Genomic DNA, 25,429 nt, shown 5'->3' on the forward strand with positions numbered 1-25,429 from the left:
CTCGCTGCCTGCTCCGGGACTCCCTGCGAGGATGACGTCGTCGACACGCATGGCGCCACCGGCGGCGATCCCGACCGTGGTCGATCCGTAGCTGTGGCCGATCACCGTGAGGTGGGCGGCGTCGTTGCGGTTGCTCCGCACCCCCTCGACGAAGCGCGACAGGCGTTCCGCCCCGGTGCGCGCCATGCCGTCGTCGACGACTCCTCGCCCATCAGCGAGCGCCGCGAGCAGCCCGCCGCCTGAGGCGTCCAGATCGGGTGCGTCGTAGCCCAGCCAGGCGATCGATGCCACCGACTCGGACGTCATCTGCGCTGCTCTCTCCCTGATCCTGGCCGCCGCGTCGGCGACGCCTCCGATGTTGTCGAGCCGACTGGAGAAGCCAGGGACATTGATCGAGAGCCGGTCCGCGGTCTCCGGATCGCCGAAAGCGATCGCTCCGAACCCGTCGCCCCGCGCAGCATCGGGGTCGAAGCTCATGAGGAAGACCGGGACCTTGCTGGCAGAGGGGTCGAGCGCATCGTCCGCCGCCTCCATGGCGTCGCGAACTGCCCGGACGGTCGTCAGCAGGTGACGGTCCGGAGCCCGAAGGTCGCCATCCTCCCGGCGCTCCAGGAGGGTTCGGTAGAGGGCGCTGAGGTGCGCTCGGTTCGACTCGTCGCGGTCGGCCAGAGGGATGCCGTCGAGGTTGCCGACAAGCTCGGGCCGGGCGACCTTGAGTGCCTCGCGCTGGGCGCGGGTGAGGGCGAGCCACCAGACGTGGACGGCGGCGGGGTCGGCGGCGAGGGACTCGGCAACGACGACCAGGGCGGATACGTCGGGGGCCACGAGGCCGAGCCGGGTGCCCTCGTGCACCGTGTCGGCGCGGCGCAGCGTGGCGACGAGGCGGTCCTCGGCCTCGGCGACGCGGCAGGTCCACAGGTCCGTGTCGTGGTCGAGGACGTCGACCCGTTGGCGGTGGTTCTCGACCTCCTGCACCAGGCCGGGGTCGCGGTCGTGCTCGGTCACGGCGTCCTGGCGCCGTTCCAGCTCGTGGGCGGCCGACTCCAGGCCGGTGTGGCGCTCGACGAGTCGGGCGCGCTCGGAGCGCAGGACGTCGGTGCGATCACAGAAGGCGTCGAGCGCAACCAGTCCGTGCTGCAGGGCTGCGACCGTGGTCTCGGCCTCGCGAGCCGTGGTGGTCATGGCGTGGTGGGAGATCTCGGCCGGGTCGCCCTCGAACCCGGCCGGTGCGGCGTTGGCATGCATGACCTCGGCGGTGTCGGAGACGAGAGTCGCGCAGGTCCGGACGCCAGAGGTGACGGCCCTTGCGTCCGGCATCGTCTCGAGCGGTGGCACGGGCCGCGGGTGATCAATGGCCGTCATGGGTCCCCCGATCGGGCACCGTCCCTTGCGGCACCGTGGACTCACGATCCCATACATGTATGGTGTGATCAATATGGGTCGGAGGTCCCGATGAGTCGCACGCGTGGCACGAGCCTGACCGCGGCCGGCGTCGCCCTGGCGGTCGGTCTCTGCGGCTGTTCCGACGGGAAATCTGCCCCGGCGCCCACCCGTACGGCCGCGAGCCCTGGCCCCAGTCCCACCCCGGAGCTGCAGCCCGAGGGAGCCGACGGTGTCACCTGGAAGGTCGACAACTGGGAGCAGCACGCGTCGGACCCCGCCGTCCTGGCGTGGAAGCAGCTCAGCGAGGCGCTCAGCGCATCCGTGAACCGCCGCCGCCTCGTCCCGGCCGTCACCTCCTTGGCCAGCAAGAAGACCCTGCGGCCGATCATCGAGAACGTCAGGTTCGCCTGGTCGCACGACCTCCACGTCCGGCCCACGGCGCTGTCCCACGTCGTCCGGGCAGACCGCCGCGGCTCGAAGGTCCGGCTTCTCACGTGCTCGTGGGCGACCTCCGTCAACTACTACGACGCCGACGGCACCTACTACGGCGGACCGGCCGAGGAGCGGTGGATCAAGGACGCCTGGACGGTCGAGCCCGTCGACGGCCGTTGGGTCGTCACCTCCATGGATCGCTCGGGCCGCTGTCGCCTGGACCCGCCGGGATGAGAGGGGTGGCGCTCGGACTCGCGCTCGCGCTGCTCGTCATCCTTCCGAGCACCGCCGAGGCCGGGGAGTGCGGCTGGGGTGAGACGTGCCTCTCCGACGACTCCTCGAGCAACGGCACGCCCGCCGTCCACTCCGACCCCACTGTCTACGCGCCGCTCGTCACCGCACGGCGCTCGTGCGCCGTCTACGCCAACGGCACCGGGATGGGGTCGCACTGCGTGCGCCTCGGCGGTGGCACCAGCCAGACCCTGCGCGAGCGCTTCGGTGGCCAGAGGCTGCAGCGCTGCCGCTACTCGGCCGTCCCGCCCGGGATCGAGACACCCCCGCCCGGCGTGCGCGGGGCCGCGCGGTACCTGCTCAGGTCGTGCCTCGGGAACATCGACTTCGACACCTACGCCGGGGGCAAGGACCGCACCCTCGACGCCTCCGTCGCCTGGGTCCCGCGCGGCACCGACACGAGCGACCGGCACGACCCTCTGAGCGACTTCCTCTGGGACCGCACGAGCGCCGGCGCCCAGCTCCCCGTGCCTGTCGTCCAGCCCCGACCCATCCCGGTGCCGGTCGTCGGCGCACCGACCACGTTCACGTTCCGGTGGATCGATCCCGGCAGCCACCAGGTGGTCGGACCCGTGAGGACCGTGGAGTCCGACGGACTCCTGCTCCGCGCCGAGGCCACCCAGGTGGTCGTCGACCCGCAGCAGCGCGACCTCGGTGCGGTGCGGTGCGGCCCCCTCACGAGTGCGCCCGGGACCTGCACCGTCGTCTTCGGGAGGTCGAGCGCGTCGGCCCGCGACCAGGCCACCGAGCCCATCCCGGCCGACGTCACCGACGCGTTCCACCTCCGCGTCGAGGTCGAGTGGCGCATCACCTACGGCGAGGTCGCCTCCACGTCCCGCGAGCTAGGCGACGGCTTCACGATGCGGTTGCGCCAGGCCCTCCCGGTCCAGGAGGTCCAGGCACCCAACCTGCCGCCCTCGATCGTCTGGTGAGGTCAGTCCTCGTCGACGGGCTGGACGTCGAGGTCGGCGAGCGCCTCCTCGGACAGGTCGAGGCACGGCGTGCTCACCGAGATGTTCACCGGCGCCTTGCCCGTGCCCTGCAGCACCGTGGCTCGCACCGAGAGCTCCACCCCGCTCGACGACGGCACCGTGGCCGAGACCTGGTCGTCCTCGCCGGCCACCTCGGCGCCGCCGACCTTCGGCTTCCAGCCCTCGGCGAGCCACGCGTCGCGCACGTCGGCGACGACGGCAGCGCGCTCGGCGCCTTCGACGACGAACGAGCCGTTCACCTCGAGCGTCTGGAAGCGCTTGGGGTAGAGCTCGCCGCACGTCGACGCGTTGGTGCGGTCCCCCACCTGGTGGGGGGTCCCGCCGGATGCCTGGGTGGCGCTGGTGACGGCGCGCTTCACCGTCACGAGAGCGTCCTTCTGGGTGGTCGAGAGAGCGTCCGCCCCCACCGCCACCGCTCCCTTGGGCTTGGCCTCCACGTCGTCACATCCCGTCGTCGTCGCGAGGAGCACGAGTGTGGCAGCCGCCACGAGACACGAGCGCATCAGCCGATCCCGAACCGGTTCTTGAGCCACCACTTCACGCCGTCTTCGGCCTTCTCGTAGCCCGCCTTGGTGGCGCGCCAGCCGTCCTCGGCCGTCTCCTTGGCCCACCAGCCCGCGTTGCCGCCCTCGCGGTGGCCCTCGGGGTCCACGTCGTCGCCCCGTCCGGCCACCACGCGGCCCACGTTGTTGAGCGAGGTGGAGTCCTTGTCGAAGTACGACGTGTGGAGGTCGATGTTCGTGTCCCAGTCGTCGAAGGCGAAGTCGCCCGGAGTGTCGACCTTGAACCGCGTGGCGCCGAAGTCGTCGGACGTGGGGTCGACGCCGAGAGAGAGGTCCTCGTTGCTCCCGAGCCGGGAGACGAAGTCGTCGCCCGCGGCGCCGACGTAGACGTGGCCCCGCAAGTCGGAGGCGCGCGGGTTCTCGTCGCCGGCGCCCGGCGAGCCCACGAGCACGATGTCGTCGACGTCGAGGCCGCCGTCGTTGCCCGCCGCCTTGGCCACCGTGGTGGAGCCGTAGCTGTGACCGATGACGGTCATGTGCGGCTCCTCGCCGTGCCGCGCGGCGCGCAGACCGTCGACGAAGTCGGACAGGTTCCGCGCTCCCGCGGCCGCCTTCCCCTCGCCCGTGACGCCGAGTCCGTCGATGACCCCGTTGACGGACTTGCCGAAGTCGGGAGCGTCGTAGCCCAGCCACGCGATGGACGCCACCGACCCTTGGCCCTGGCGCTCGGCGTTCTCGCGGACCTCCCAGGCGTTGCCGGCCACGCCGTCGATGCCGCTGAGCTTGCTGCCGAGACCGGGGACGTTGACGGACACGTGGTCGGCGGTCTCGGGGTTGCCGAACGCGATGGCGCCGTAGCCGTCGCCGTCGGCGGCGTACGGGTCGTAGACCATGAGGAAGGCCGGGACGGGGTTCCCCTCGGCGTCGAGCTCGCCGTCGGCCTTGTCCAGACCCTTGTAGACGGCCTGGGCCGAGTCGTAGAGCTCCTGCTGCTCATCGGACAGCGCCTCGCCGTCGTCCTTCTGCTGCTTCAGCGTGTTGAGCAGCGCGCTGAGGTGTGCCCGGTTGGCGTCGTCGCGATCGACGATCGGGATGCCGTCGGTGTTGCCGATCCTGCTCGGGTCGCTCACCTTGAGCGCCTCGCGCTCGGCGGCGCTGAGGGCCAGCCACCAGGCGTTGATGGCCAACGGGTCCTTCCCCAGGCTCTCGAGCTCCTGCAGCAGGGTGGGCACGTGGGGCACCAAGCCGACGAGTCCCTCGGCCTCCGAGACCGTGTCGGCGCGGCCGAGCGCTGCGATGACCCGGTCCTCTGCCTCGGTGACGTGACGGACCCAGTCGCTCACGTCGGTGTCGTAGGTGGAGACCTTGCTGTTGTGCGCACGGATGTCGGAGTCGAGCGTCGTGTCGGACGGCTCGGGGTTGTTCTTCCGCGACTCGAGCGAGATGACGGAGATGTCGAGCGCGCCCTTCATGTTCTCGAGGTCGTGCCACGTGGACTTGAGCTCGTCCATGCGGTCGCAGTAGGCGTCGAGCGCGGTGAGCCCGGTGATCATGGCGGCCGAGGCGGCGTCGACCTGGCCGGCCGTGCTGGTCATGGCGTGCTGCGCCACCTCGGCGGGCTCACCCTCGATGCCGTCGGGCGCGGAGTTGGCGTGCATGGTGTCGGCGACGTCGGAAATCACCGTGGCGCACGCCCGGACACCGGACACGACCGACCGGCCCGAGTCCGTGTAGGTGCAGTCGGGCATCTGCGTGGGGCGCTGGATGGCGGTCATGGGACCGGGGTGGGCGAGGGCCCGGGGTCGTCGGTCGGGAACGGGTTGGTGTCGCCGGTCTTCTCGACCACGGCGTCCTGGCTGCTCCAGGGCAAGGCGGCGCGGAGGTCGGCGGCGCCCTGCTCGTCGAGCTGGACGGTGCTCACGGTGAACTCGTCAAGCCCGTCGGCGCGGTTCTGCGCCGCGGTGGAGAGGTTGGTGACCTCGGTGAGCCACGTGGCGAGGTAGGTGCTGGCCTTGGGACCGACGCGGTCGCCGAGCCCGGCGGTGGAGCCGCTCGCGTCGGTGAGGCGCTTGAGCCCACCACGGAGCTGCTCGGCCTGGTCGTCCCACAGGTCTGAGGCACGACGGACGGCCGAGAGCATCAGCACGAACGTGGTCATGCCGGGTCCTCCTCGAGCCTCAGCGCCGCGCTCTCGACGGTGACGACGAGCCGGGGGCCCTGCACGGCGACATCAGCGGTGAGCAGGGGCACGGCGGCAAGCGGCGAGCGCGCCACGAGCCACGGCGTGGGGGCGTCGACGGGGCGGGTCTCCCAGCCGGCACCGTTCAACGACTCGAGCACGTCGAGGATCGAGGAGAGCGCCGCAGCGTCGTCGTCGAACGTGACGCGCACCCGGGTGCGGTGGCGGTGGACCTGCGGAGCCAGGCGGTCCCACCGCTCGATCACGACCGGCTCGCCGGCCCCACGGACCTCCTCCAGGAGGGAGTGCGCCGTGGTGCGGGAGGCCTGCGCCGCGCGCTGGGCCTCGGCCGGGTCGGACGTCTCGAGGAGCTCGAGCGGCGGCTCGGGCGGGAGCACCACGACGTCGACGTCGGGCTGGAGCCGCTGGAAGGCGTCCAGCAACGGGTTGCCGGTCTCAGACACGAAATCCCCCGATCGTCAGTGTCATGGATACCGCGAAGATACGGGATCCGAGGTCTTTCGAACAGTCCAAGGAACCACGAGCAGCGCCCAGACCACCGCCACCACGGCGATCTCGATGACCACGTACAGCGGCCACGAGGGCAGGACGTCGAGCAGGGAACCTCGGCTCGGCTTCCCGTTGAGGTAGCCGTAGTTGGTGTCGGCCAGCGCGTTGTAGGTCATCACGGCCGCGGCCCAGGCCAGCGTGACGGCCACGGTGCGCCGGTACGTCTCCCAGGTGGGAAGCACCCGTAGACCCATCACGAGGTAGACCGAGGCCCAGACGATGAGCACGTGCATGGCCCAGAACATGATGAAGCGGGGCTCCGGCCAGTCCGACGCGAGGTCGGGCGTGGCCATGCCCTGCGTCGTGAGCGTCAGCCCCCAGAGGTAGGTGATGGTCGACGTGAGCCGGGACCGGGTCCACAGGGCGTGCACGGCGAACATCCAGGCGAGGTCGCACAGCTGAAAGGGCAGCGAGGTGCGGGGGTTCCACTCGTCGGGCAGCAGCTGGAGCACCTGGAGCGGAACCGTCACCGCGACGATCCCGAGCGCGAGGGCCCTGCTGACCCCGGCCTCGCGGACCGTGCCGCGGACCGAGCGGCCCAGCAGCACCACCGGGACCAGCCCGAGGGCGAAGATCACGAGCACCACGCGGTGGCTCGGCCCGAACGTCTCGAAGTCGGCGGCGAGCACGAGGTCGTGCACGGGGATGGACACGGAGGGCACGCTACTGCCCCGCGGTGGCCGGACGGTGGGCTCGAGCCCCGAAGAAGATCGCGGTCGACGTGTTTGGGATCACGTCGACCTGGGTACCCGACGGACATGAACGTCGCTGTCTTCCGCGCACCCCTGCGATCCCGCCGGGACGAGGTGGACCACAGCCGTGCGGTGGAGTGGGCTCTCGATCGCCACGTCGTGGCCGTGGGCGGGCTCCTGTCGCCCCCTCCGACGTGTCTCGTGGCCGCCGTCGAGCGTCTGGCCGAGGTCGACGAGCGCACGGCGCTGCGGCTCGACCGCTTCGCTGCCGTCCCGCGCGGCGCCTTCGTCTGGACCCGGCACCCTGACGGCGACCTCTGGCTCGGTCGGATCGAGGGTCGCTGGACCTATGACGACTCGGCCGAGGCGGCCGAGCTGGACCTGCCGCACGTCCGCGCGTGCCACTGGTCGGCCCACCCCGCGCCCCTCAGCGAGGTCCCCGGAGCCGTGCTCGCCACCTTCGAGCGCGGGGGTCGCAACTTCCAGCAGACCCACGGGCACGACGTCGAGGAGCAGACCTGGCAGCTCTGGGGTGAGCTCGCCGCATAGGCGACCCACCCCTCTCCTCATCCCCTCCGCAGGCGCGGGAGGGGTGAGGTGGCCGGACCCTCCAGCACGTCGCCGTCGGCGCTGAACCGCGAGCCGTGCAGGGGGCAGTCCCACGTCTTCTCCGCGTCGTTCCACTTCACGATCCCGCCGAGGTGCGTGCACGTCGCGGCCACCGCGCACGTGGTGCCGTCCACCGTGGAGACGGCAGCCGGCACGCCCAGGCCCTCGCGCCCGACGGCGCCGGTGCCCTCCGGCGGCGCTTCCGGTGCCGACCGGACCAGGGCGCCTGCCCAGCCCGCCGCCATGAGCCCGCCGACCTCGGCGTTGATCTGGGCGGCCTTCGCGACCGATCGCAGCTCCGGGATCCGCTCCCGCAGCGGCAACGACCAGGACACGTGGCCGCCGAGCAGCTGGGCCGAGATGCTGAGGGCAGCCGCGACGGCGTTGGTCATGCCCCACTTGTTGAAGCCGGTCGCTGCGAACACCTGGCCCCTGCTGTTGGCGAGCGGACCCGCGAACGGCAGCTGGTCGGCGGACATGTAGTCCTGGGCCGACCACGCATGGGTCTCCCGACTCCCCGGGAAGTGGTCCTGCGCCCAGGAGCGCAGCTCTTGGAGGTGGTGCTGGGGCGAGCGGGCGCGGCCCACCCCGTGACCGCTGCCGCCGACGACGAGCACCTTCGTCCCGTCGGGACGCGGTGCCCAGCGCAGCGACCGGCTCGGCGTGGAGGCCGAGAGGTACATGCCGGACGGGACGTCGGCGACGCCCTCGAGCGCGATGCAGTAGGACCGGGTCGGCTGCAGCGTCGCGAAGTGCAGGCTCCGGTCGAGGATCGGCATGCCGGTCGCGAGGACCACGCGCTCGGCCCGGACGAGTGCGACGTCGGCCTGGATCTCGCACCTCTCGCCGTCGGTCCGGATCCCGGTCACCCGGACGCCTTCATGGATCACGCCGCCGTGGCGACGCACGTCCGCAGCGAGGGCTGCGAGCACGTCCATCGCGTTGAGCTGGGCCTGACCCGCGAGACCCACGGCGCCGTGGGTGACGAACGGAAGCTCGTCGAGCGTCTCGTGCCACGTCACGCCCAGTCCGGCCTCCCGCGCCGTCTCCAGCTCCTCGCCCACGGTCGCGACGGCGGAGACACGGTTGGCGTAGGTGAAGGCCGACTCGTGCTGCACAGCAACCCCGTGGTCGTCGCAGTACCGGAGCAGCCACTGCTGGCCCTCGCGGTTGGCCTCGACGTAGGACCGCACGACCTCCGGACCGTGGTGGAGTCTGATCGAGCTCAACGTCGTGCCTTGCAGGAGGCTGACCTTGCCGGTGGTGTTCCCGGTCGTGACGGCACCCACGTGCCGCGCCTCGAGCACGGCGACGCGTCGCCCGGCGCGGGCCAGCAGCAGGGCTGTCGTCAGGCCGGCGAGACCTGCGCCGACGACCACGTCGTCGGCCTCGACCTCGGAGCCGAGCGGGTCGGTGGGGATGGCAGTGCTGTCGTCCAGCCAGAGAGAGCGCATGCGCGGTCCTTTCCTCGGCGCGGGTGTACCCCCGGGCGGGCCCGACCAACCGCTGGAACCGAGCAGCCGGACTGAACTTGTTCACATTTTCAGATTCTGAACAGTTTGAACGCGTTCAGGCTTACGCTGATGTCGTGAGTGGACGTATCTGGACCGTGGGCGAGGTCAGCAGCGAGCTGAACCTCCCTTCGTCGACCATCCGGACGTGGGAGCGCCGTTACGGGCTCAACCCGTCGGTCCGGACCGCAGGCGGTCACCGTCGCTACGACACCGACGACGTCGAGCGCCTGCGCCTCATGACCGACCTCGTGAACCAGGGCGTGTCGCCGGCCGAGGCGGCCGGGGCGGTACGCCGCTCGCGTCTCGCCGGCACGACGTCGTCGAGCGGTCAGAACAAGGCAGCACGCGAGCTGTGGGCCGACGAGGTGCTCGCGGCGGCCCGAGAGCTCGACGCCGCCCGCATCCACTCCCTTCTCGGCTCCGTGCTGTCCGAGCAGGGCGCCAAGGCTGCCTGGATGTTCTACCTCACCCCCATGCTCCAGCGCGTGGGCGAGGAGTGGACGGCCGGCATCCTCGGCATCGACGCCGAGCACCTCGTGAGCGAGCTCGCCACCAACGCGCTGCGTGCCTACCTGCACGCTCTGCCCATCGTCGAGGGACCCGTGGAGGTGGTGCTGGCGTGCGCCGAGGAGGACCAGCACGTCCTCCCCCTCCTCGCCCTGCAGTGCACCCTGGCGGAGCACGGCGTGGCCACCCAGGCCTTCGGCCAACGGATGCCGGCCGCCGCCATCGCCGACGTCGTGGCCCGCGCCCGGCCGCGGGCCCTGTTCCTCTGGGCCTCGCTCCCCCGCCCGCGCGGCGACCGCCTCCACCGCGTCGCCACCGCTCTCGCCGCCCGGACCACCGTGGTGCTGGGCGGTCCGGGATGGGCCGACGTCGACGTCGCACGGGCTCGTTCCGTGCACGACCTGCCCTCGGCCCTCACCGCCGTCATGCGCGACCAGTTCCTCGTGCGCGACCTCCTGTCCCCCGGCGACCTCGAGCTGACGGGACCCTGACCGACCGCAGAGCCCCTGCGGCGGCGGGCCTAGGATCGGGACGTGCCTGACACGACGACGATGGCGGCCCAGGTCGACGAGGCCGCCCACCGCCTGCGCGGCGTCGCACGTGAGACCCCGCTCGAGCTGAGCACCCGGCTCTCCGACGCCGCCGGGGCGGAGGTGTGGCTCAAGCGCGAGGACCTCCAGATCGTCAGGTCGTACAAGGTGCGCGGGGCCTTCAACTTCATCGCCCAGGTCCGCGAGGCCGCGCAGGAGTCGGGCGTCGTGTGCGCGAGCGCGGGCAACCACGCCCAGGGGGTGGCCTGGGCGTGCCGCCAGCTCGGCATCCCGGGACGGATCTACCTGCCGCGCACCACGCCGCGCCAGAAGCGCGACCGCATCCGCGAGCTCGGCGGCGACCTCGTCGACATCGTCATGATCGGCGAGACGTTCGACGAGGCCCAGGAGTCCGCCACCGGCCACGGAGCCGAGTCCGGTGCGCTGGTCGTCCCGCCGTTCGACGACCCCCGCACCATCGCGGGCCAGGGCACCGTCGCCCGAGAGATCGTCGACCAGCTCGGCCGCGTGCCGGACCGTGTCGTGGTCCCGGTGGGAGGTGGCGGCCTCATCGCCGGGATGGCGTCGTGGCTGCGCGACCGCAGTGCCGAGATCGAGATCGTGGGGGTCGAGCCCGCGGGCGCGGCCAGCATGACCGCGGCCCTGCGCGCCGGCCGTCCGGTGACCTTGGACCGGATCGACGGCTTCGTCGACGGGGCCGCCGTGCGCACCGTCGGTCGTCACACCTTCGACCTCGTGAACGGTGTCGTCGACCGGGTGGCACCGGTCGACGAGGGACGCATCTGCACCGAGATGCTCGCGATGTACCAGCACGACGGCATCGTGGCCGAGCCCGCAGGTGCGCTCGCCACGGCCGCGCTGGGCAAGGTCGTGGTCCCCTCGCCCGGCGAGGTGACGGTCTGCGTGGTCTCCGGCGGCAACAACGACGTGAGCCGGTACGGCGACATCATCGAGCGGTCCCTCGTGCACGAGGGGCTCAAGCACTACTTCTTCGTGGAGTTCCCTCAGGAGCCGGGCGCCCTCATGCGCTTCCTCGAGGAGGTCCTCGGCCCGGACGACGACATCACGCTGTTCGAGTACGTGAAGCGCAACAACCGCGAGACCGGCCCGGCGGTCGTGGGCATCGAGCTGGGCGACGCCGCCGACCTCGGCGACCTGCTCGTGCGCATGGACCAGTCGCCGTGCACCACCCGCCACATCGAGCCCGACGACCCGCTCTTCGGCTTCATCCGCTGACGGCCGCTCAGCCTCCGAGCTGGCCCGCCGCGACGGTCAGCGCAGCGGCCTGCTCCGCCAGCACGTCGTCGTCCGGATCGGTGCCCACCCGCTCCACGAGCTCGTCGCGCGTGATCACCTCGAGGGCGCCCCGTGCGTGGTCGGCGTCCTGCTCACCCTCACCGAGGACCACCACCCGCCCCTCCACGAGTCCGATGGTGGATCCACCGGACAGCAGGGCTCGCAGGTGCTCGGCCGTGATGGTCTGGGGCTCGCTCATGCCCGAGGTGTTCCCCGCTGCGGCGACGTCATGCATCAGCCGCGACGGGTCTGCGCGTCTCCCGTCAGGGCGTGGAGCGCGTCAGACGCTCGAACGACGTCGTGCCGATGTCGACGAGCTCCTCGGCGCTCAGCTGGGCGTCGCCCGTGAGCCGAGCGGCCACGAGCTCGGCGAAGCCCGAGGCGAGCAGCAGGCCCTGGGCGCGTCCGCGCGCGCCGGTCCAGGCCGCCGCGCCGTAGAGCACTCCGGCCTCGGTGACGACGAGGTCGGCGAAGGTCCCGAGGAGCTGGCGCCGACGGGCCCGCAGGTCCGGGTGCGACGACGACTCGACGAGGGCGACCCGGGCCGCGAGGGGCTCGTCGTCCACCCACTGCACGAGGGCCGACAGCCCGGCGTGCACCCGGTCGGTGGGGGTCCCGGCAGTCTGGGCGATCGCGCGGACCGCCTCCGTGGCCAGCCGGTCCGCCACGTGGTCGAGGGCCGCGACGAGCGCGACCTCCCGCTTGTCGAAGCTCTCGTAGAAGTAGCGCTCGGTCAGGCCCGCCTCGGCGCAGATGGCGGTCATGGTGGCGGCACCCTCGCCTCGTCCGCCGACGACCCGCACCGTGGCCTCGACCAGGCGCGCTCGCCGCTCGGCACGCCGGTCGTCGGCCGACCGACCTCCGTACGGGCGAGCACGGTCCGCGGGCTGGGGCACCCGGACATCGTCGCACCTCATCCTTGACAGCCGGTGAGCCGCACCCCAAACTGACAGGACGTCCTGTCAGATTTGAACGGAGCCACGATGGCCCTGCTCGCCCCGCATCCCCGCACCGTGCCCCGACGCCGTTCTGTCCCGCTCGTCGGCGCCACGCTCTCCTACGTGCGCGACCCCCTGGCCACGATGCGCGACCAGTACGACCGCCACGGACCGGTCTCCGACCTCACCTTCATCGGCCGCCGGTGGACGGCGCTCCTGGGGCCCGACGCCTGCAGCGAGGCGCTCGTGAACCGCGACAAGGCGTTCAGCAACGAGCTGGGCTGGGACTACCTGGTCGGCCCCTTCTTCCACGGCGGCCTCATGCTGCTCGACCTCGACGAGCACCACCGCCACCGTCGGCTCATGCAGGAGGCCTTCACCCGGGACCGTCTGCGGGGCTACCTCGACGAGCTGAGCCCCGCCGCGGCGCAGGGCATCGCTGCCTGGCAGCCGGGGGCCGGGACAGAGATCTATCCCGCGCTCAAGCGACTCACGCTCGACCTCGCCACCCAGATCTTCATGGGCGGCGCCGAGCTGGCCGACCAGGCCGAGCTGGAGCGGGTCAACCGCGCGTTCATCGACTGCGTGCAGGCCGCCACCGCCCTCGTCCGGGCCCCCGTCCCCGGCACCCGGTGGGGGCGGGCGACCCAGGGCCGCACGCTGCTCGAGGAGTTCCTCGGCCGTCACGTGGCCGCCAAGCGCGCCTCCGGTGGGAGCGACCTGTTCTCGGTCCTGACCCGCCTGACCGACGACGACGGGAGCTCGTTCTCCGACGAGGACGTCGTCAACCACATGATCTTCCTGCTCATGGCGGCTCACGACACGAGCACCATCACCGTCTCCACCATGGTCCGTCTGCTCGGCCAGGACCCGGTGTGGCAGGAGCGCTGTCGCGTCGAGTCCCTCGAGCTGGGCGAGCACCCCGGGTTCGACGAGCTCTCGACCCTCACGTCGCTCGACCTGGTCATGAAGGAGTCGCTGCGCATCGTGCCCCCGGTCCCCGTCCTGGCCCGTCGGGCGCTGGCTGACACCGAGGTCATGGGTGTGCCCATCCCGAAGGGCCGGCTGACCGCGGTGATGCTGCACCTGCAGCACCACATGCCCGAGTACTGGGACGAGCCCGAACGGTTCGACCCGGGCCGCTTCAGCGACGAGCGCCGCGAGGACAAGGTGCACCGCCACGCGTGGGAGCCCTTCGGCGGCGGCGTCCACAAGTGTCTCGGCCTCCACTTCGCCGGGGCCGAGGTGCGCGCCATCATGCACCAGCTCCTGCGACGCTTCCGGTGGACCGTCCCCGCCGACTACCAGCCGCGCATGAACTACCACTCGCTCCCGTTCCCGTCCGACGGACAGCCCGTCGACCTGCAGCTGCTCGAAGGAGCCCGCCCATGAAGGACCTCACCGGTCGCGTCGTCGTCATCACCGGAGGTGCGCGCGGCATCGGTCGGGCCACGGCCGAGCGTCTCAGCCGGGCCGGCTGCACCGTGGTCATCGGCGACCTCGACGCCGCCCTCGCCGCGAGCGTCGCCCGCGAGATCGGGCGTGGTGCCGTGTCCGCCGCCCTCGACGTCACCTCGGCCGAGTCCTGGCGCACCTTCCTCGACGCGACCGCCGAGGCCGGTCCGGTCGACGTCCTCGTGAACAATGCGGGCGTCATGCCCATCGGTCCCCTGATGAAGGAGCCCGACGAGGTGACCCGGACCATCGTCGACGTGAACCTGCACGGAGTCATCCACGGGACGAAGGCAGTGGTGCCGGGCATGAGCGAGCGAGGGTCCGGCCACGTCGTCAACGTCGCATCTGCCGTCGGCCGCATCGCCGTGGCGGACGGTGCGACCTACTCCGCCTCGAAGTTCGCCGTGGTGGGGTTCAGCGAGGCCATGCGCAGCGAGCTCCGCCCGCACGGCGTCGACGTGAGCGTGGTCCAGCCCACGGTCGTGCTCACCGAGCTGTCCGCCGGCGTGCCTGCGGCCAAGGGCGTCAAGCCGGTCACGGCCGACGACGTCGCCCACGTGATCGAGCAGGTCCTGCGCCGGCCCAAGGCGGAGGTGTGGGTGCCGCGCTGGAGCCAGGCCGTGGTGCGGACGACCGGCGTCCTGCCGCGCTTCCTGCAGGACGCCGTCGCGCGCGCCATGGGTGCCGACCAGGTCTTCAAGGCCGCTGACACCTCGGTCCGGGCCGGCTACGAGGAGCGCGCCCGCCGCTAGGCCTGCGGGCCGGTGTTGTCCGTGCCGAAGGGGCGATTCACCGGCCGCGCGCTGGGCACTCCTCGAGGAGCAGAGAGGAGAGCACCATGCCTGCAGGAGACATCGAGGTCTACCACCAGAACGGCCGTTGGCACCTCAAGGTCGAGAGCGAGGGGACCGCGCTGGCCGGCTTCGACACCCGCGAGGAGGCCGTGGCCGCCGGACGGGTCGAGGCCCGCCAACGGAAGGTCGAGCTCGTCGTCCACCGCCTCGACGGGACCGTCGGGGAGCGGGACTCGGAGGGACACGACCCCCGGGACGTGCCCGGCTGAGACCGGGGGTCGTCACCGGTCAGTCGTCGTCGCCCAGCAGGAAGGCGTGCGCCAGACCTGCGAGGGCCGCTCCCACGACCGGCGCCGCCACGAAGACCCAGACCTGCGACAGTGCGTCGCACCCGGCGAACCACGCCACGCCCAGCGAGCGGGCGGGGTTCACCGAGGTGTTGCTCACCGGGATGCTCACGAGGTGGATGAGGGTGAGGGCGAGGCCGATGGCGACGCCGGAGAAGCCGACCGCGGCCCGCTTGGCCGAGGCGCCCAGGATCACGAACAGGAAGAATGCCGTGAGGACGACCTCCGTCGCCACGACGGCCCAGAGGCCATAGCCGCCGGGCGAGCGGTCGCCGTAGCCGTTGCTGGCGAAGCCGGACGCGACAGCGTCGAACCCGGGCTTGCCGGACGCGATCGCGAGCACGACCGCGCCGGCCGCCGTGGCGCCGACGACCTGCGCCACCACATAGGCGGGGACGTCCTTCCAGGCGAACCGACGTGCGGCAGCGAGGCCCACGGACACGGCAGGGTTGAAGTGTCCGCCGGACACGGGACCGAAGGCGTAGGCACCGGTCAGGACGGTGAGACCGAAGGCCAGTGCGATACCGGCGGTGCCCACCTCCTTCCCGGCCAGGACCGCGGTGCCGCAGCCGCCGAGGACGAGCCAGAAGGTGCCGAGGCCCTCGGCGGTGAGCCGCTGGGCCGTGGTGGGGGAGGTGGTGGTGTCGTTCACAGGTCGTTCCGTTCGTGAGGCGGGAGGTCAGGTGACCTCGGTGTGGAGGGTCAGCGGCGACGGGAGGAGCGGTTCTCCTGGATCTTCTTCTTCGCCATCGGCAGACCGATGAGGGCGAGCAGCTTCCAGACGATCCAGCCGAGGAAGGCGAAGGCGTTGCGCTTGGGACGAGCCATGATGATGCTCAGTTTCTGTGGGGTGGGTGATGGGTCGTGCGTGGTGGGTCTCAGTGCACGCGGGGCGTGCTGGTGCGGGCGAGCCTGGTGCGGCGACGACTGCTGCCGAGCAGCACCCGGCACACGACGGCTCCGTCGGGGAACGCGTCGGCCACGTCGCGGGTGCAGCGCTCCGCAGCCGGATCGATCCCGACGCCGGCGCTGCGAGCATCGAGGTGGCCGCGCAGCTCGATGACGTGCGTCGCGCCGCGACGCCGGGCGGTGCCCTTCACGTCGGCGATGGCGGTGCGAGCGCTGAAGTCTGCCGCGACGGCCCGGGCCGCCGAGCCCAGGTCGACCCGGACGTTGCCCTCGCGGGACGAGACCGCGGACATCCTCTCGGCACCCTCGCTCCGGCGGGGTGCGTGGGAGAGCAGCCAGACCAGGGCGACGAGACCGACGAGGACGCTTCCGGCCGCGAAGGCCCACGGCCACCAGCCCTGATCCATCAGGTCGCTCAGGGCCGACGTGTCGGCCTTGGCGGGCCAGCTGCCGACCTTCTCGAAGCGCCAGTCCAGCAGCGCGAGTCCTGCTGCCAGCAGGACGAGTCCGACTGCCAGGGCGGCGACCCTGTCGAGGAGTGCGAGCCTACGCGTCATAAGACACCTGCTCCTTCCGGACGATGACGTCCTTCGTGCTGAGTCCGTGGAGCGCCGCGCGGACGTTCTTCTCCACCTCGGTGGTCGCGTCTGAGTGGTCGGACTGGACGGTCACGACCACGCGCGATCGACGGGTGCGTGCCGCTGCCTCGGCGACGCCGGGGGTGTCCTCCGCGGCGCGGGTCACGAGGGTGAGGATCGCGTTGTCGCTGATCCAGGTGTCGCTGTCGAGCTGCGTCCGGCGGTGGGTCCGTCGGGCGGGCTTGACCGCCAGCAGGACGAGCCAGAGCCCGACCACGGCGGCGACGACGCCGACCACCGTGGAGGCCACGTCGGCCGACCGGCCGTCGGCACGGTCCACGACGGCGCCGGTCCAGGACGCTCCCGTCGCCCAGCCCTGGGCGAGGGCGAGCTCGCGGACGGCCACCACGGCCAGGCCGACGAGCAGCAGGGCAACCACGACGGCCACGGCGGAGGCGGCCGGACGGGCCCGGGGGGCGGGGATCGTGCTCACAGGACCCTCCTCGGACGAGACTGGTCGCCGGAGCCGGGGACCACGTGGAGGGTCACGTCGACCCGAGTGATCTCCGTGTCCGACAGGCGGGAGGCCTCGACGCGGACGGTGTCGCGGATCGTGGCCGCCAGCTCCTCGGCCCGGCACGGCCAGTGCGCGCCGACGTCGAGGGTTGCCACGGCGATGGAGCCGCGGAACGTGACCGCAGCAGTCGGGAGGTTCCGTCCGCCCAGGGGTCCGACGCCGGCGGAGTGGGCCACGGAGCCGTCCACGTCGAGGGCGGCGCGGCACAGGATCGACTCGACCGCGCGGGCCTTGACGTCCAGGGTCCCGCGGTCCTCCGGCGCGCGGTCTGCGCCGGCGCCGGGGACGTCCGAAAGGGCGAAGGTCTCACTCACGACGGCCTCGCAGGACCGCGGTGACGTCGATGTCGCCGCTGAGGTGGGCGCCGATCGCGAGACCGGCACCGCCGAGGACGACCGCGCCGAGGAAGGCGCCGAAGCCGCCGATCGCGATGGCGATGGCCAGGAGGAGTCCGGTCAACAGGCCGATGACGGGGAGATTCATGATGGTCGTCCTTCAGGTCGGTTCAGTGCTGGATGAGGTCGGGAGCAGGGGTCGGGGTGCTCGGGGTCAGGGCTGGTCGGCCTGCGGGGCCAGGTCCTCGACCGTCACGTGGACGGGACCGGCCACGAGGGGCTCGACGGCGACCCGCACCCGGTCCGCGGTCTCGAGGACCGGCACGTCCCAGGCGAGGACCACGTGGACCTCGCAGTCGTCGGCCCCGAGCCGGACGCCGTTGACCCGGCGGCCGGGCAGATAGGTGGCCGCCTCGCCGAGGAGACCGGCGTGCAGGCTGTGGACGCCGGGGACGGCGAGCACCGCCGTGGCGACGGCCTCCGCCTGGTCCGGCGCCTCGTCACTCGACACGGGGCTCGGTGGGCTCGGTGAGCTCGTCGCCGTCCACGTGGACGTCGAGCACGGTGATGTTCACCTCGGTGACCTCCAGCCCCGTCATGCGCTCGACGGAGCCGATCACGTTGCGGCGCACGCCACCGGCGAGGTCGGCGATCGAGACGCCGTACTCAGCGATGAGGTCGACGTCGATGGCGGCCTGACGCTCCCCCACCTCGACGTTGACGCCCTGGCTCATGTTGGCTCGCGACCCGGGGATGCGCTCGCGGAGCGCGCCGACGGCGCGGGCGGTGTTCCCGCCCAGGTCGTGGACCCCGCTGACCTCGCGCGTGGCCAGCCCGGCGATCTTGGACACCACGGCGTCGGCGATGGAGGTCCGGCCCTGCGGGCTCGCCAGGGCGCCGTCCTTCGCGGTCTTCACGAGCTCGGTCGAGCTCGTCGCGGTGGTCTCGGAGCCGGTGGTGGGCTCGATCGTCTCGGTCATGTCTGTGTCCCTCTCTGTTGGTCGAACACCTGTTGGTCGCGTCGAGTCGGCAGAACCTCACGGTCCGAGAGACGTGACCTGCATCACTGGGCCCGGGAGGACGTGCTCGTTTTCGGCTGGCCGGCCCTGCGCTGCGGTCCCAGGCTGATCGGCGTGCATCACGACCCCGCCGTCGACGCGGGCGGTGAGGAGCCGTCCGACCGGGTCCTCGTCCGTCTCGCGCGCCTCGGCGACCGCTCGGCCTTCGACGCCATCGTGGAGCGGCACGGTCCTGGCATGTACCGGTTCGCCCTGCGCATGGTCGGCGGTCACGACGCCGATGCTGCAGAGGTCGTGCAGGAGGCCTTCGTGTCGGCCTGGAAGAACCTCGAGACCTTCGAGGCACGATCCACCCTGCGGACGTGGCTCTTCAGCCTCACGTCACGCCGGGCGGTGGACCTGCAGCGCAGGCGTCGGCCCACACCGGTCGACGACGAGTTCCTCGCGCTCGTCGCGCCGCCGGCCCAGCGCGACCCCTTGCAAGACGTCCTCGACCGCGAGCTGGTGGCGGCGCTGCAGGTGGCGCTGACCCAGCTGCCTGACCAGCAGCGAGCCGTGTGGCTGCTCCGGGAAGTGGAGGACATGAGCTACGACGAGATCGCGACTACGCTGGCCATCACGCCCGACAGCGTCCGGGGCCAGCTGCACCGCGGTCGTCAGAACCTTGCGGAGAGGATGGCGCCATGGCGGTAGACGAGAGCTCCGACCCGCTCGCACGGGCCACGGAGGCCCTGCGGTCCGAGGACGACGGAGCCTGGACGGAGCTGTCCCGGACCATCCTCGAGCGGGTCCGCACGCTCGTCGTCCCGGCCGAGTCCGTCGTCTCGTTCAACGACGAGGGCGAGACGGAGCGCGGCGCGCGCGGGTCGACGATCCGCGTGTCCACGCGCGTGCTCGTCCCGGCACTCCGGCACGACCTCGAGACCCCGAGCCGGGCCACCGACGCCATCGAGGTCGTGGTGACGGACGACCGGTGCGTGGCCGTGAAGATCGACCTCGTGGGCGTCTACGGCGCCGACCTGCAGGCCGAGGGCGACGAGGTCCGTCGGGCGGTCTCGGAGGTGCTGCGTTCCGCGCTGGGCCCGGACCCCGACTTCGACGCCGACCGTGACATCCGGGTGTCGTTCGTCGACGTCGTGACGCAGGACCCCCACCGGCAGTAGCGGGCGCTCAGGCGCGGGGGCGGACGTGCCGGACCCACAGCGGCAGCCCGACCCACAGGCCGAGCGCGGTGAGCGCCAGCAGGCCCGCCACCGTCCAGGCGACCGCGAGCGACAGCACGACGTCGAGCACCGTCCACGCCGCTCCCACGTACGCGACGGCCATGAGCACGAGGCCCACCCGGGCCAGCTGGTGCGCGGCGTTCACGAGGAAGGCCCGCTCGCCCCGACGGAACAGCTGACGGTGGAGGGCGACCGGGGTCATGAGCAGCAGGACCGACGTGAGCGCCGACCACAGCACCACGGCGAAGACCGCACGGTGGTGGTCGTCGAGCTCCTCGAAACCCGGCGCGAACGGCACGGTGAGCAGGAAGGCCGAGAGGATCTGCACCCCGGTCTGCGCCACCCGGAGCTCCTGGAGGAGCTCCGTCCAGTTGCGGTCGATCCGGTCGGCGGAGGGCGGCACCGGGTGGTGCGGGGGCGCGTCCATGGTCCTCCTCCGGGTCGCTCTGCAGCACCTCCACCTTGCCCCGTCCGGCGCACCTGCGCCACGGGAGGAGACGGGACGCCGCAAGCCCCGGGACGGCCGGGCGCCGCGCTGTTCATCGTCGGGTCCTGAGCCGTTCCCCCACCCTTCGGGGAAGCGACGGTCGCGACCCGTTGACACCGTGCAGAAGTAAATGCATTCTGAGTGCACAAATGTTGCGTCGGTCACATCGGGGGGCGGTTCCATCGTCCCGGCCGGGCGCAGCCCACTCGAAGGGACGAACCATGCGCATCACCCGAGCACTGGCCGGGGCACTGACCGCCACGGCGCTCACGATCGGCTCGCTGGCGGCCACGCCGGCCCAGGCCGACGACAACCCGTACGACCGAGGACCAGCACCCACGGCGAGCAGCATCGAGGCCACCCGCGGCCCCTACGCCGTGAGCACCAAGTCGATCTCGGCCCTCGCCGCCCGCGGATTCGGCGGCGGGACGATCCACTACCCCACCAGCACGGCGGACGGGACGTTCGGCGTCGTGGCGATCTCACCGGGCTACACGGCCGGCGAGTCCTCGATCTCCTGGCTCGGCAGCCGCCTCGCGTCGTTCGGCTTCGTGGTCGTCACGTTCGACACGAATTCGCGGTACGACCAGCCCGCGTCCCGCGGGACCCAGCTGCTGGCCGCGCTCGACCAAGCCATCGGCGACAGCACCGTCGGCCCGCGCATCGACCGCACGCGACAGGCCGTGGTGGGCCACTCGATGGGTGGCGGAGGAACGCTCGAGGCGGCCAAGGCCCGTCCCTCGCTCGAGGCAGCCGTCCCACTCACGGGCTGGAACCTCGACAAGACGTGGCCCGAGGTCCAGGCCGCCACGCTCGTGATCGGCGCGCAGAACGACACCGTCGCTCCGGTGGGCTCGCACTCCCTCCCGTTCTACAGCTCCCTCACCGGGGCTGAGCGCAGCGCCTACCTGGAGCTGCGAGGAGCGAGCCACTTCGCGCCCAACACCTCCAACACCACGATCGCGAAGTACACGCTGTCGTGGCTGAAGCGCTACGTCGATGACGACACCCGGTACGAGCAGTTCATCTCGCCCGGCCCCTCGACGTCGATCGGCAGCGCGGTCTCGGACTACCGGCTCCGCTGATCAGGCCCTTCGGCCCCCGCTCCGCCTGCCCGGCGGCGCGGGGGCCGATTGCCGTCCCGACCTCGGCTGGGAGCGCGAACTTGTTCAGACACCTCGCCAGCCACGCCGCGCCCGATGATCATGGAAGGGCCTGAGGAGCGAACCTCGGGAACAGGGCGTCCACCTCGGCGCGGTTGGACAGTCAGCCGTGTCGAGCTGGGGGCCCTGTTCTCGTCGTGCGACCCACGACGTCCGACCCACGAGAAAGGACCCCGCTCCGACCTGATGGTGCAGATCGGCACGAGGCCCTTGTCTGGTGAGTGGTCCAAAAATGCTGGTCAGAGCAGCTCTTGAGATTGGCGTCTGCAATGGAGAGGCGACTTCCCTGCGCAATTGATACGGCCCAGTTTTGGCCGGCTCAGCGAAGCTGGTTGCCCGTCTAAGACACGTCCAGGGCTCGGACCCATTTGAGCGGATTCTTGCGCTCGGCGGCGGCCCGTGGGCTTCGAGTCAGAGCCGGTCTGCGGCGCTGCGGAATTGATTGTGGGTGTGGACGTGCCTGTTCCCCGGCCCACGGGGTGGGTCGGGGAACGGTCGGTTGGGTTAGGCGGCTCGTTGGTGGCGGATGTTGTCTCGGATCTTGCGGGTTTCGACGTGGGCCTCCCATGGCGCGTCGCCGTTTGCGTCGAGTGTTTCGCGCCATCGGTCGAGGACGGCCATGTTGGTGACGCCGACGACGAGTGCGACCGCGATGGTGAACGGCGCGTTCTTGCGTATGGAGATGTGTCCGCGTTGCAGTCCTCCGACTTCCATCCGTACAAGTAGGGAATGCAGGGCTTCGTTCCTGGCACGCACGGCACGAAGGTGGTCGTGGTGGTCCCACGACGAGGCCATCCTGGGCTGCAGGTGCTTGAGCGCACGGTCGTCGATGTTGACTGTGACGCTGTGCTTGGAGAGGCAGAGAGGAGTGGGATCGGCTGGTGGTGTGAGGATCATGGGCAGGTTCGGGTCTCCCCACGACGCTGCCTCTTCGCGCAGGGGGCACTGAGTGAGTCCCTCCAGCGCTGGGCAGGTGAGTCTGATCTTCGCGACTTCCTTTGGTGGGGGTGCGCCGACGGCGCGCCGCCCGGCCTTGCTGTCGGTTCCGAGGAATGGGCTTCCGTGCGGTCCGGCTGACATGGACGCGAGGTTGGCAAGTCTGCGGTCATGTAGGTGGAGTTCGTCTGGATCGTAGGGAAGCTGGTCCGGGTTCGTTCGGCGCCGGGGTGGCTCGATCTTCTTCATCGCGTTGAGGGTGTTGGTCGGGCAGCCCGGGCAGACGGGCGCACCGCGAAGGAGGTGTCCGGTGACGACGTTCTCGCCGGTCTTCTTGTCCCGCGCGTGGAGTGCGTATGTGAGTTGGTCGTCTACGCGGTAGTCGAAGAGGGGTGAGTATTGCCGCCGGAGGAGCTCCCTGTTGAACTGGATCATCCTGGGATATGCCATGTCGGCTAGCAGGTGTTGACGGGTCGAGCCTTTGGCAGCCGGCCGGAATCATCCTTCAGCGACGGCGTCGATCGAGGTCAGTGTGGCGTCCTTATGGGCTGGGCTGGGGGTGCTGAGTGCCATGCCCAGGACGATGTTCGGGACCCGTCGTCCGTTGAGGGCGGAAGCGGCCAGGACCATGTTCAACCCGACTGCGGCCATGAAATCGGATCTGCGGCTCTTCGTGGTGCCTCGTGCCATCTGATTTGCTGACGCCTTTCGTTCTCCGGAGTGCTTGACGTCTTGATAGGCGGGGAGGCAGACGTCAGCGTTGGTCTGGTCAGTAGCGAGGTCGCCGTTGCTGTCGCGGAGGACTCCATCGAGCGCGCGGTCAGGGCCGAGTGCTGGGAAGAACTGCTCGTTCTTGTAGCGGATGCTTCCGTGGACGAGTCCGTTGGCGACGGCTTTGCGGAGTCTGGTCTTGGCGGGGTCGACCTTCTTCGCGCCGGCGTTGATCTCGTCGGCCGTCCAACACCGGTCGGCGGGCAGCGGGGTGTCGTCGAGCGCTTCCAGGAGTCGGTGAAACTTCAGACGGGCGCGTTCATACTCGCTGCACCACAGGCGGTAGACGTCCGGGTCGACGCCAGTCGGGACAAGGCCTGTCTCAGGGTCCGCTTGCGCTGCGGACCGCATGGTTGCGATTCGTTCGGCGTCCCGCGTGAAGTCCGGACCGAGGTGAGCCATCTGGGCGTCGGTGTAGACGAACAGCATCCTGTACACGATGTTGCGCATCGAGATGGTCAGTCCTGACAGGGCGAGTTCGGCCATGGTGACCAGCAGGCTGGTCAGTGTGTAGTTGCTGATCGGTTTGCGGCCAGCGCCTCGAGGGTTTCTCTTTCGGTTCTCGGCTTCGACGAGTTCGGGCACTCCTGAGAGCTCAACCCAGCGGGCAGCGATGCGGAGGTTGTGGTCGACATCGGACCCGTCGATCCGACTGACTGGTGCGATTCGACTCATCGGGTCACCTCCAGTCCGCCCATGTAGGCGAAGACGGTCGAGGAGTCGGCCCTTTCGATGTGCAGCGTGAGGTCGCTCAGGTAGTGGCTTGCCTTGTCCGAGGTCCCGGCGAACGCCTTGATCACCGACCATGGCGCAGGTATCTGCAGAAGCTCGAAGACGCGCGTGTTTCGGGCTCTCGAAGCGTTGAAAGCGAGGAAGTCTCGGCGCTGACGTCCGGCACCTTCTCCGACGGACTTGATGACGCTGTTTCGGCTGCTTCCACGGACGCTCGGGTGGAAGAGGTAGCCGCTGGGGTCGACGGTCGACGCGGTCAGGACTCGATCGGCGTGGACCCCGAAGACGGGGACCTCGCGGAACTCGCCGGACTTCGCGGGGACCGTGATGACGGCACCGAACGAGGCGGAACGCACGGTCGCCGACTCCGCCCAGATGATTTCCGCAGAACTGAGTGCTGCGTGACCGGTGAGGCTCAGTAGAAGCTGAGCGGACGTCGTCCAACGCCCGCTGCTGGCTGCTGCGGTCTCGAGGCGTGCCCACTCCTTAGCCAAGTAGGGAGCCGGCGTTCGCAGGCGTTGCGAAGGACGAACCATTCGGCGACCTCGGTTCACCCGGCGGATCGAACTGATCATGGTGCCCTTGCTGCTGTCAGGGCGGTGCCTGAATCGCGACTCGGCGTATACCGCGAGCGCTGCCTCCTCCATGTGGAGGTCGGGGTCGAAGTAGCCGAACTCGTTGATACAGACGTTCGCGAGGTCGATCAGTGCGCGCATGACGCGAACGTCCGCCTTGCGGCTTGCGGTGTCGACGCCCATGACCAGGTCGGTGAGCGTTTCCCGGACGTCCGCGGGGACGCCGTAGGAGTTGTCCTCTGCATACCGGTTGAGGTTCGCGCGGCGATCCTGGGTACTCATCGATCCCCCTCGGCCCGGACGATGGGGAACTGAAGCCCGCATCCATCAGGCATGGGGCGGCCCGACCGGCGTGGACGCCTGGTCAGGGCGTACGCGCTGACCAGCGACGCGAAGTTCGCGTCACCAGCCAGGCGCACAACCCGATCGAACAACGCGTGAACGTCGACCGTGGGATGCTCTGGCCACTTGGGTGCGAGATCCACCTCGCACTCGGTGAGGGTCATGACCTGACCACTCGAGATCCGTCCATCCATGGACGGACGGATGTCACTGCGCCCGCGCATACTGAACACATCGAGGTACTTCATCTTGCTCCTTTGATGGAATCTGAACCGGCTGCTTTCCGGCTTCGGGCCTCGGTGGCCCTTCGGGGTTCTGTGGGGTGGCCCGACTGCAATCGGGCTGCCCCACTTTTTGTGTGTCCGGCGGCGCGCCTCCTCTCGTTGATGTAGTCAATGCGCTACATCGTGCTTGCTGCCGTCCATACCGTCAACCGCCCCACACAAACCAGAACTGTGTGGAGTTCAGGTCCTTGGCGGTTGCCGTGACAACAGGAAACCCGTCCGGCCTGACAGCTCAAGGACGGATGAAACGACCGTTTCACCGCTACAAGAAAAAAGCGCCAGATCGCGTGATCCGGGGTCCACTTCTGGGATGAACCAGCGAAACGCACGTCTCATCGAGGCCCCAATGGCTGTAACGGCCGTTTCGAAAGGAGTGACTCTTGCTCGAGTCAGGCATTCTGTGGCGCCCAGAACTGGGAGAGTCCTCGCGCCCCACGGGGGATCC

Annotated in this window: 33 protein-coding genes; 11 read left to right on the plus strand and 22 right to left on the minus strand. The window is 70.6% G+C overall.

Annotated elements, in window-relative coordinates; genetic code table 11:
• A partial coding sequence (locus ASD11_RS14790; RefSeq protein ID WP_235503368.1) for an alpha/beta hydrolase occupies positions 1–1,245 on the minus strand: 1,245 nt, incomplete at its 3' end.
• 207 nt (positions 1,246–1,452) lie between these two features.
• Between ASD11_RS14790 and ASD11_RS14795 the strand changes: the two genes are divergently transcribed.
• Both ASD11_RS14795 and ASD11_RS14800 read left to right on the plus strand, forming a co-directional pair.
• On the plus strand, positions 1,453–2,049 hold the full coding sequence (locus tag ASD11_RS14795; protein ID WP_056289268.1) for a hypothetical protein: 597 nt from the start codon (positions 1,453–1,455) through the stop codon (positions 2,047–2,049).
• Positions 2,050–2,054: 5 nt separating this feature from the next.
• Positions 2,055–3,038: a hypothetical protein gene (locus ASD11_RS14800; protein WP_056289271.1), complete on the plus strand. Its 984-nt coding sequence runs from the start codon at positions 2,055–2,057 to the stop codon at positions 3,036–3,038.
• Positions 3,039–3,040: 2 nt separating this feature from the next.
• Here the strand turns inward: ASD11_RS14800 and ASD11_RS14805 are convergent, their stop codons facing one another.
• Genes ASD11_RS14805 through ASD11_RS14825 form a run of 5 tightly spaced genes read right to left on the minus strand, consistent with a single transcriptional unit; the run spans position 3,041 to position 7,003 of the window.
• A complete protein-coding gene (locus ASD11_RS14805; RefSeq protein ID WP_162246502.1) occupies positions 3,041–3,586 on the minus strand; it encodes a hypothetical protein in 546 nt (181 codons plus the stop codon).
• A 14-nt stretch (positions 3,587–3,600) separates the two neighbouring features.
• Entirely contained in the window at positions 3,601–5,376 is a 1,776-nt protein-coding gene (locus tag ASD11_RS14810) for an alpha/beta hydrolase (RefSeq protein WP_056289277.1), read from the minus strand.
• Positions 5,373–5,759, minus strand: a complete 387-nt coding sequence (locus tag ASD11_RS14815; RefSeq protein ID WP_056289280.1) for a hypothetical protein — start codon at positions 5,757–5,759, stop codon at positions 5,373–5,375. Before ASD11_RS14815 ends, ASD11_RS14810 begins: the two co-directional genes overlap by 4 nt.
• A complete protein-coding gene (locus ASD11_RS14820) occupies positions 5,756–6,244 on the minus strand; it encodes a hypothetical protein (RefSeq protein ID WP_056289284.1) in 489 nt (162 codons plus the stop codon). Before ASD11_RS14820 ends, ASD11_RS14815 begins: the two co-directional genes overlap by 4 nt.
• 21 nt (positions 6,245–6,265) lie before the next feature.
• Positions 6,266–7,003, minus strand: a complete 738-nt coding sequence (locus ASD11_RS14825) for a YwaF family protein (RefSeq protein WP_162246503.1) — start codon at positions 7,001–7,003, stop codon at positions 6,266–6,268.
• Positions 7,004–7,108: 105 nt separating this feature from the next.
• Here ASD11_RS14825 and ASD11_RS14830 point away from each other — a divergent pair, with 105 nt between their 5' ends.
• Positions 7,109–7,591, plus strand: coding sequence for a hypothetical protein (locus tag ASD11_RS14830; RefSeq protein WP_056289291.1), 483 nt, complete (start codon positions 7,109–7,111; stop codon positions 7,589–7,591).
• 17 nt (positions 7,592–7,608) lie between these two features.
• Here the strand turns inward: ASD11_RS14830 and ASD11_RS14835 are convergent, their stop codons facing one another.
• Positions 7,609–9,105, minus strand: a complete 1,497-nt coding sequence (locus ASD11_RS14835) for an FAD-dependent oxidoreductase (RefSeq protein WP_056289294.1) — start codon at positions 9,103–9,105, stop codon at positions 7,609–7,611.
• A 134-nt stretch (positions 9,106–9,239) separates the two neighbouring features.
• Between ASD11_RS14835 and ASD11_RS14840 the strand changes: the two genes are divergently transcribed.
• Both ASD11_RS14840 and ilvA read left to right on the plus strand, forming a co-directional pair.
• Complete coding sequence (locus ASD11_RS14840) at positions 9,240–10,163, plus strand: MerR family transcriptional regulator (protein ID WP_156464811.1); 924 nt, start codon at positions 9,240–9,242, stop codon at positions 10,161–10,163.
• Between the two features lie 42 nt (positions 10,164–10,205).
• Positions 10,206–11,459 (plus strand): threonine ammonia-lyase IlvA, encoded by a 1,254-nt coding sequence (gene ilvA / locus ASD11_RS14845; protein WP_235503369.1) that lies wholly within the window; start codon positions 10,206–10,208, stop codon positions 11,457–11,459.
• A 7-nt stretch (positions 11,460–11,466) separates the two neighbouring features.
• Here ilvA and ASD11_RS14850 read toward each other — a convergent pair whose 3' ends face one another.
• On the minus strand, positions 11,467–11,718 hold the full coding sequence (locus tag ASD11_RS14850) for a hypothetical protein (protein ID WP_056289300.1): 252 nt from the start codon (positions 11,716–11,718) through the stop codon (positions 11,467–11,469).
• A gap of 64 nt (positions 11,719–11,782) precedes the next feature.
• Positions 11,783–12,415, minus strand: a complete 633-nt coding sequence (locus ASD11_RS14855) for a TetR/AcrR family transcriptional regulator (protein WP_056289304.1) — start codon at positions 12,413–12,415, stop codon at positions 11,783–11,785.
• An 87-nt stretch (positions 12,416–12,502) separates the two neighbouring features.
• Here ASD11_RS14855 and ASD11_RS14860 point away from each other — a divergent pair, with 87 nt between their 5' ends.
• From ASD11_RS14860 to ASD11_RS14870, 3 genes are all read left to right on the plus strand, one after another.
• Positions 12,503–13,849: a cytochrome P450 gene (locus tag ASD11_RS14860; RefSeq protein ID WP_056289306.1), complete on the plus strand. Its 1,347-nt coding sequence runs from the start codon at positions 12,503–12,505 to the stop codon at positions 13,847–13,849.
• On the plus strand, positions 13,846–14,664 hold the full coding sequence (locus ASD11_RS14865) for an SDR family oxidoreductase (RefSeq protein WP_056289309.1): 819 nt from the start codon (positions 13,846–13,848) through the stop codon (positions 14,662–14,664). The genes ASD11_RS14860 and ASD11_RS14865 overlap by 4 nt, the downstream gene beginning before the upstream one ends.
• 86 nt (positions 14,665–14,750) lie before the next feature.
• Positions 14,751–14,975, plus strand: a complete 225-nt coding sequence (locus tag ASD11_RS14870; protein ID WP_056289312.1) for a DUF2188 domain-containing protein — start codon at positions 14,751–14,753, stop codon at positions 14,973–14,975.
• Between the two features lie 19 nt (positions 14,976–14,994).
• Here ASD11_RS14870 and aqpZ read toward each other — a convergent pair whose 3' ends face one another.
• The 8 genes from aqpZ to ASD11_RS14900 form a co-directional block, all read right to left on the minus strand.
• The gene (aqpZ, locus tag ASD11_RS14875; RefSeq protein ID WP_056289315.1) at positions 14,995–15,705 is read right to left on the minus strand and encodes an aquaporin Z; all 711 of its coding nucleotides are present in this window, start codon (positions 15,703–15,705) and stop codon (positions 14,995–14,997) included.
• A 50-nt stretch (positions 15,706–15,755) separates the two neighbouring features.
• Positions 15,756–15,881 carry a hypothetical protein gene (locus ASD11_RS18850; protein ID WP_268750719.1) on the minus strand — a complete coding sequence of 42 codons (126 nt, stop codon included), beginning with the start codon at positions 15,879–15,881 and terminating at the stop codon, positions 15,756–15,758.
• 50 nt (positions 15,882–15,931) lie between these two features.
• The gene (locus ASD11_RS14880) at positions 15,932–16,519 is read right to left on the minus strand and encodes a hypothetical protein (RefSeq protein WP_056289318.1); all 588 of its coding nucleotides are present in this window, start codon (positions 16,517–16,519) and stop codon (positions 15,932–15,934) included.
• Positions 16,509–17,033, minus strand: a complete 525-nt coding sequence (locus ASD11_RS14885; RefSeq protein ID WP_056289321.1) for a DUF6286 domain-containing protein — start codon at positions 17,031–17,033, stop codon at positions 16,509–16,511. The genes ASD11_RS14880 and ASD11_RS14885 overlap by 11 nt, the downstream gene beginning before the upstream one ends.
• The gene (locus ASD11_RS14890; RefSeq protein ID WP_056289323.1) at positions 17,030–17,431 is read right to left on the minus strand and encodes an Asp23/Gls24 family envelope stress response protein; all 402 of its coding nucleotides are present in this window, start codon (positions 17,429–17,431) and stop codon (positions 17,030–17,032) included. The genes ASD11_RS14885 and ASD11_RS14890 overlap by 4 nt, the downstream gene beginning before the upstream one ends.
• The gene (locus ASD11_RS17870; RefSeq protein WP_082554475.1) at positions 17,424–17,600 is read right to left on the minus strand and encodes a DUF2273 domain-containing protein; all 177 of its coding nucleotides are present in this window, start codon (positions 17,598–17,600) and stop codon (positions 17,424–17,426) included. The genes ASD11_RS14890 and ASD11_RS17870 overlap by 8 nt, the downstream gene beginning before the upstream one ends.
• Positions 17,601–17,666: 66 nt before the next feature.
• Positions 17,667–17,963 carry a hypothetical protein gene (locus ASD11_RS14895; RefSeq protein ID WP_056289325.1) on the minus strand — a complete coding sequence of 99 codons (297 nt, stop codon included), beginning with the start codon at positions 17,961–17,963 and terminating at the stop codon, positions 17,667–17,669.
• A complete protein-coding gene (locus ASD11_RS14900) occupies positions 17,953–18,432 on the minus strand; it encodes an Asp23/Gls24 family envelope stress response protein (protein WP_082554476.1) in 480 nt (159 codons plus the stop codon). Before ASD11_RS14900 ends, ASD11_RS14895 begins: the two co-directional genes overlap by 11 nt.
• A gap of 153 nt (positions 18,433–18,585) precedes the next feature.
• Here ASD11_RS14900 and ASD11_RS14905 point away from each other — a divergent pair, with 153 nt between their 5' ends.
• Together ASD11_RS14905 and ASD11_RS14910 are read left to right on the plus strand one after the other, a co-directional pair.
• On the plus strand, positions 18,586–19,164 hold the full coding sequence (locus tag ASD11_RS14905) for an RNA polymerase sigma factor (protein ID WP_235503370.1): 579 nt from the start codon (positions 18,586–18,588) through the stop codon (positions 19,162–19,164).
• On the plus strand, positions 19,155–19,634 hold the full coding sequence (locus ASD11_RS14910) for a hypothetical protein (protein WP_056289328.1): 480 nt from the start codon (positions 19,155–19,157) through the stop codon (positions 19,632–19,634). The genes ASD11_RS14905 and ASD11_RS14910 overlap by 10 nt, the downstream gene beginning before the upstream one ends.
• Positions 19,635–19,641: 7 nt before the next feature.
• On the opposite strand, the gene ASD11_RS14915 is transcribed toward ASD11_RS14910, so the two are convergent.
• Positions 19,642–20,121, minus strand: a complete 480-nt coding sequence (locus ASD11_RS14915; protein ID WP_056289333.1) for a DUF6328 family protein — start codon at positions 20,119–20,121, stop codon at positions 19,642–19,644.
• Positions 20,122–20,402: 281 nt separating this feature from the next.
• On the opposite strand from ASD11_RS14915, the gene ASD11_RS14920 reads away from it, so the two are divergent.
• The gene (locus ASD11_RS14920; RefSeq protein ID WP_156464813.1) at positions 20,403–21,266 is read left to right on the plus strand and encodes an alpha/beta hydrolase family protein; all 864 of its coding nucleotides are present in this window, start codon (positions 20,403–20,405) and stop codon (positions 21,264–21,266) included.
• Positions 21,267–21,848: 582 nt separating this feature from the next.
• Here the strand turns inward: ASD11_RS14920 and ASD11_RS18275 are convergent.
• Genes ASD11_RS18275 through ASD11_RS14940 form a run of 4 tightly spaced genes read right to left on the minus strand, consistent with a single transcriptional unit; the run spans position 21,849 to position 24,948 of the window.
• Positions 21,849–22,730 carry a hypothetical protein gene (locus tag ASD11_RS18275; RefSeq protein WP_156464814.1) on the minus strand — a complete coding sequence of 294 codons (882 nt, stop codon included), beginning with the start codon at positions 22,728–22,730 and terminating at the stop codon, positions 21,849–21,851.
• A 48-nt stretch (positions 22,731–22,778) separates the two neighbouring features.
• Positions 22,779–23,726: a hypothetical protein gene (locus tag ASD11_RS14930; RefSeq protein ID WP_156464815.1), complete on the minus strand. Its 948-nt coding sequence runs from the start codon at positions 23,724–23,726 to the stop codon at positions 22,779–22,781.
• The gene (locus tag ASD11_RS14935) at positions 23,723–24,640 is read right to left on the minus strand and encodes a hypothetical protein (protein WP_056289343.1); all 918 of its coding nucleotides are present in this window, start codon (positions 24,638–24,640) and stop codon (positions 23,723–23,725) included. The genes ASD11_RS14930 and ASD11_RS14935 overlap by 4 nt, the downstream gene beginning before the upstream one ends.
• On the minus strand, positions 24,637–24,948 hold the full coding sequence (locus ASD11_RS14940; protein ID WP_056289348.1) for a hypothetical protein: 312 nt from the start codon (positions 24,946–24,948) through the stop codon (positions 24,637–24,639). The genes ASD11_RS14935 and ASD11_RS14940 overlap by 4 nt, the downstream gene beginning before the upstream one ends.
• Between the last annotated feature and the right edge of the window lie 481 nt (positions 24,949–25,429).

It is taken from the genome of Aeromicrobium sp. Root495 (genome assembly GCF_001426755.1).
Lineage (GTDB): Bacteria > Actinomycetota > Actinomycetes > Propionibacteriales > Nocardioidaceae > Aeromicrobium.

Excerpts from the sequence above, each read along its gene's own strand:
- ASD11_RS14795 (WP_056289268.1), top strand. The coding sequence starts at position 1,453 with ATGAGTCGCACGCGTGGCACGAGCCTGACCGCGGCCGGCGTCGCCCTG.
- ASD11_RS14810 (WP_056289277.1), bottom strand. The coding sequence starts at position 5,376 with ATGACCGCCATCCAGCGCCCCACGCAGATGCCCGACTGCACCTACACG.
- ASD11_RS14815 (WP_056289280.1), bottom strand. The coding sequence starts at position 5,759 with ATGACCACGTTCGTGCTGATGCTCTCGGCCGTCCGTCGTGCCTCAGAC.
- ASD11_RS14830 (WP_056289291.1), top strand. The coding sequence starts at position 7,109 with ATGAACGTCGCTGTCTTCCGCGCACCCCTGCGATCCCGCCGGGACGAG.
- ASD11_RS14835 (WP_056289294.1), bottom strand. The coding sequence starts at position 9,105 with ATGCGCTCTCTCTGGCTGGACGACAGCACTGCCATCCCCACCGACCCG.
- ASD11_RS14850 (WP_056289300.1), bottom strand. The coding sequence starts at position 11,718 with ATGAGCGAGCCCCAGACCATCACGGCCGAGCACCTGCGAGCCCTGCTG.
- ASD11_RS14860 (WP_056289306.1), top strand. The coding sequence starts at position 12,503 with ATGGCCCTGCTCGCCCCGCATCCCCGCACCGTGCCCCGACGCCGTTCT.
- ASD11_RS14865 (WP_056289309.1), top strand. The coding sequence starts at position 13,846 with ATGAAGGACCTCACCGGTCGCGTCGTCGTCATCACCGGAGGTGCGCGC.
- ASD11_RS14870 (WP_056289312.1), top strand. The coding sequence starts at position 14,751 with ATGCCTGCAGGAGACATCGAGGTCTACCACCAGAACGGCCGTTGGCAC.
- ASD11_RS18850 (WP_268750719.1), bottom strand. The coding sequence starts at position 15,881 with ATGGCTCGTCCCAAGCGCAACGCCTTCGCCTTCCTCGGCTGGATCGTC.
- ASD11_RS14880 (WP_056289318.1), bottom strand. The coding sequence starts at position 16,519 with ATGACGCGTAGGCTCGCACTCCTCGACAGGGTCGCCGCCCTGGCAGTC.
- ASD11_RS17870 (WP_082554475.1), bottom strand. The coding sequence starts at position 17,600 with ATGAATCTCCCCGTCATCGGCCTGTTGACCGGACTCCTCCTGGCCATC.
- ASD11_RS14900 (WP_082554476.1), bottom strand. The coding sequence starts at position 18,432 with ATGACCGAGACGATCGAGCCCACCACCGGCTCCGAGACCACCGCGACG.
- ASD11_RS14910 (WP_056289328.1), top strand. The coding sequence starts at position 19,155 with ATGGCGGTAGACGAGAGCTCCGACCCGCTCGCACGGGCCACGGAGGCC.
- ASD11_RS14915 (WP_056289333.1), bottom strand. The coding sequence starts at position 20,121 with ATGGACGCGCCCCCGCACCACCCGGTGCCGCCCTCCGCCGACCGGATC.
- ASD11_RS14920 (WP_156464813.1), top strand. The coding sequence starts at position 20,403 with ATGCGCATCACCCGAGCACTGGCCGGGGCACTGACCGCCACGGCGCTC.
- ASD11_RS18275 (WP_156464814.1), bottom strand. The coding sequence starts at position 22,730 with ATGGCATATCCCAGGATGATCCAGTTCAACAGGGAGCTCCTCCGGCGG.
- ASD11_RS14930 (WP_156464815.1), bottom strand. The coding sequence starts at position 23,726 with ATGAGTCGAATCGCACCAGTCAGTCGGATCGACGGGTCCGATGTCGAC.
- ASD11_RS14935 (WP_056289343.1), bottom strand. The coding sequence starts at position 24,640 with ATGAGTACCCAGGATCGCCGCGCGAACCTCAACCGGTATGCAGAGGAC.
- ASD11_RS14940 (WP_056289348.1), bottom strand. The coding sequence starts at position 24,948 with ATGAAGTACCTCGATGTGTTCAGTATGCGCGGGCGCAGTGACATCCGT.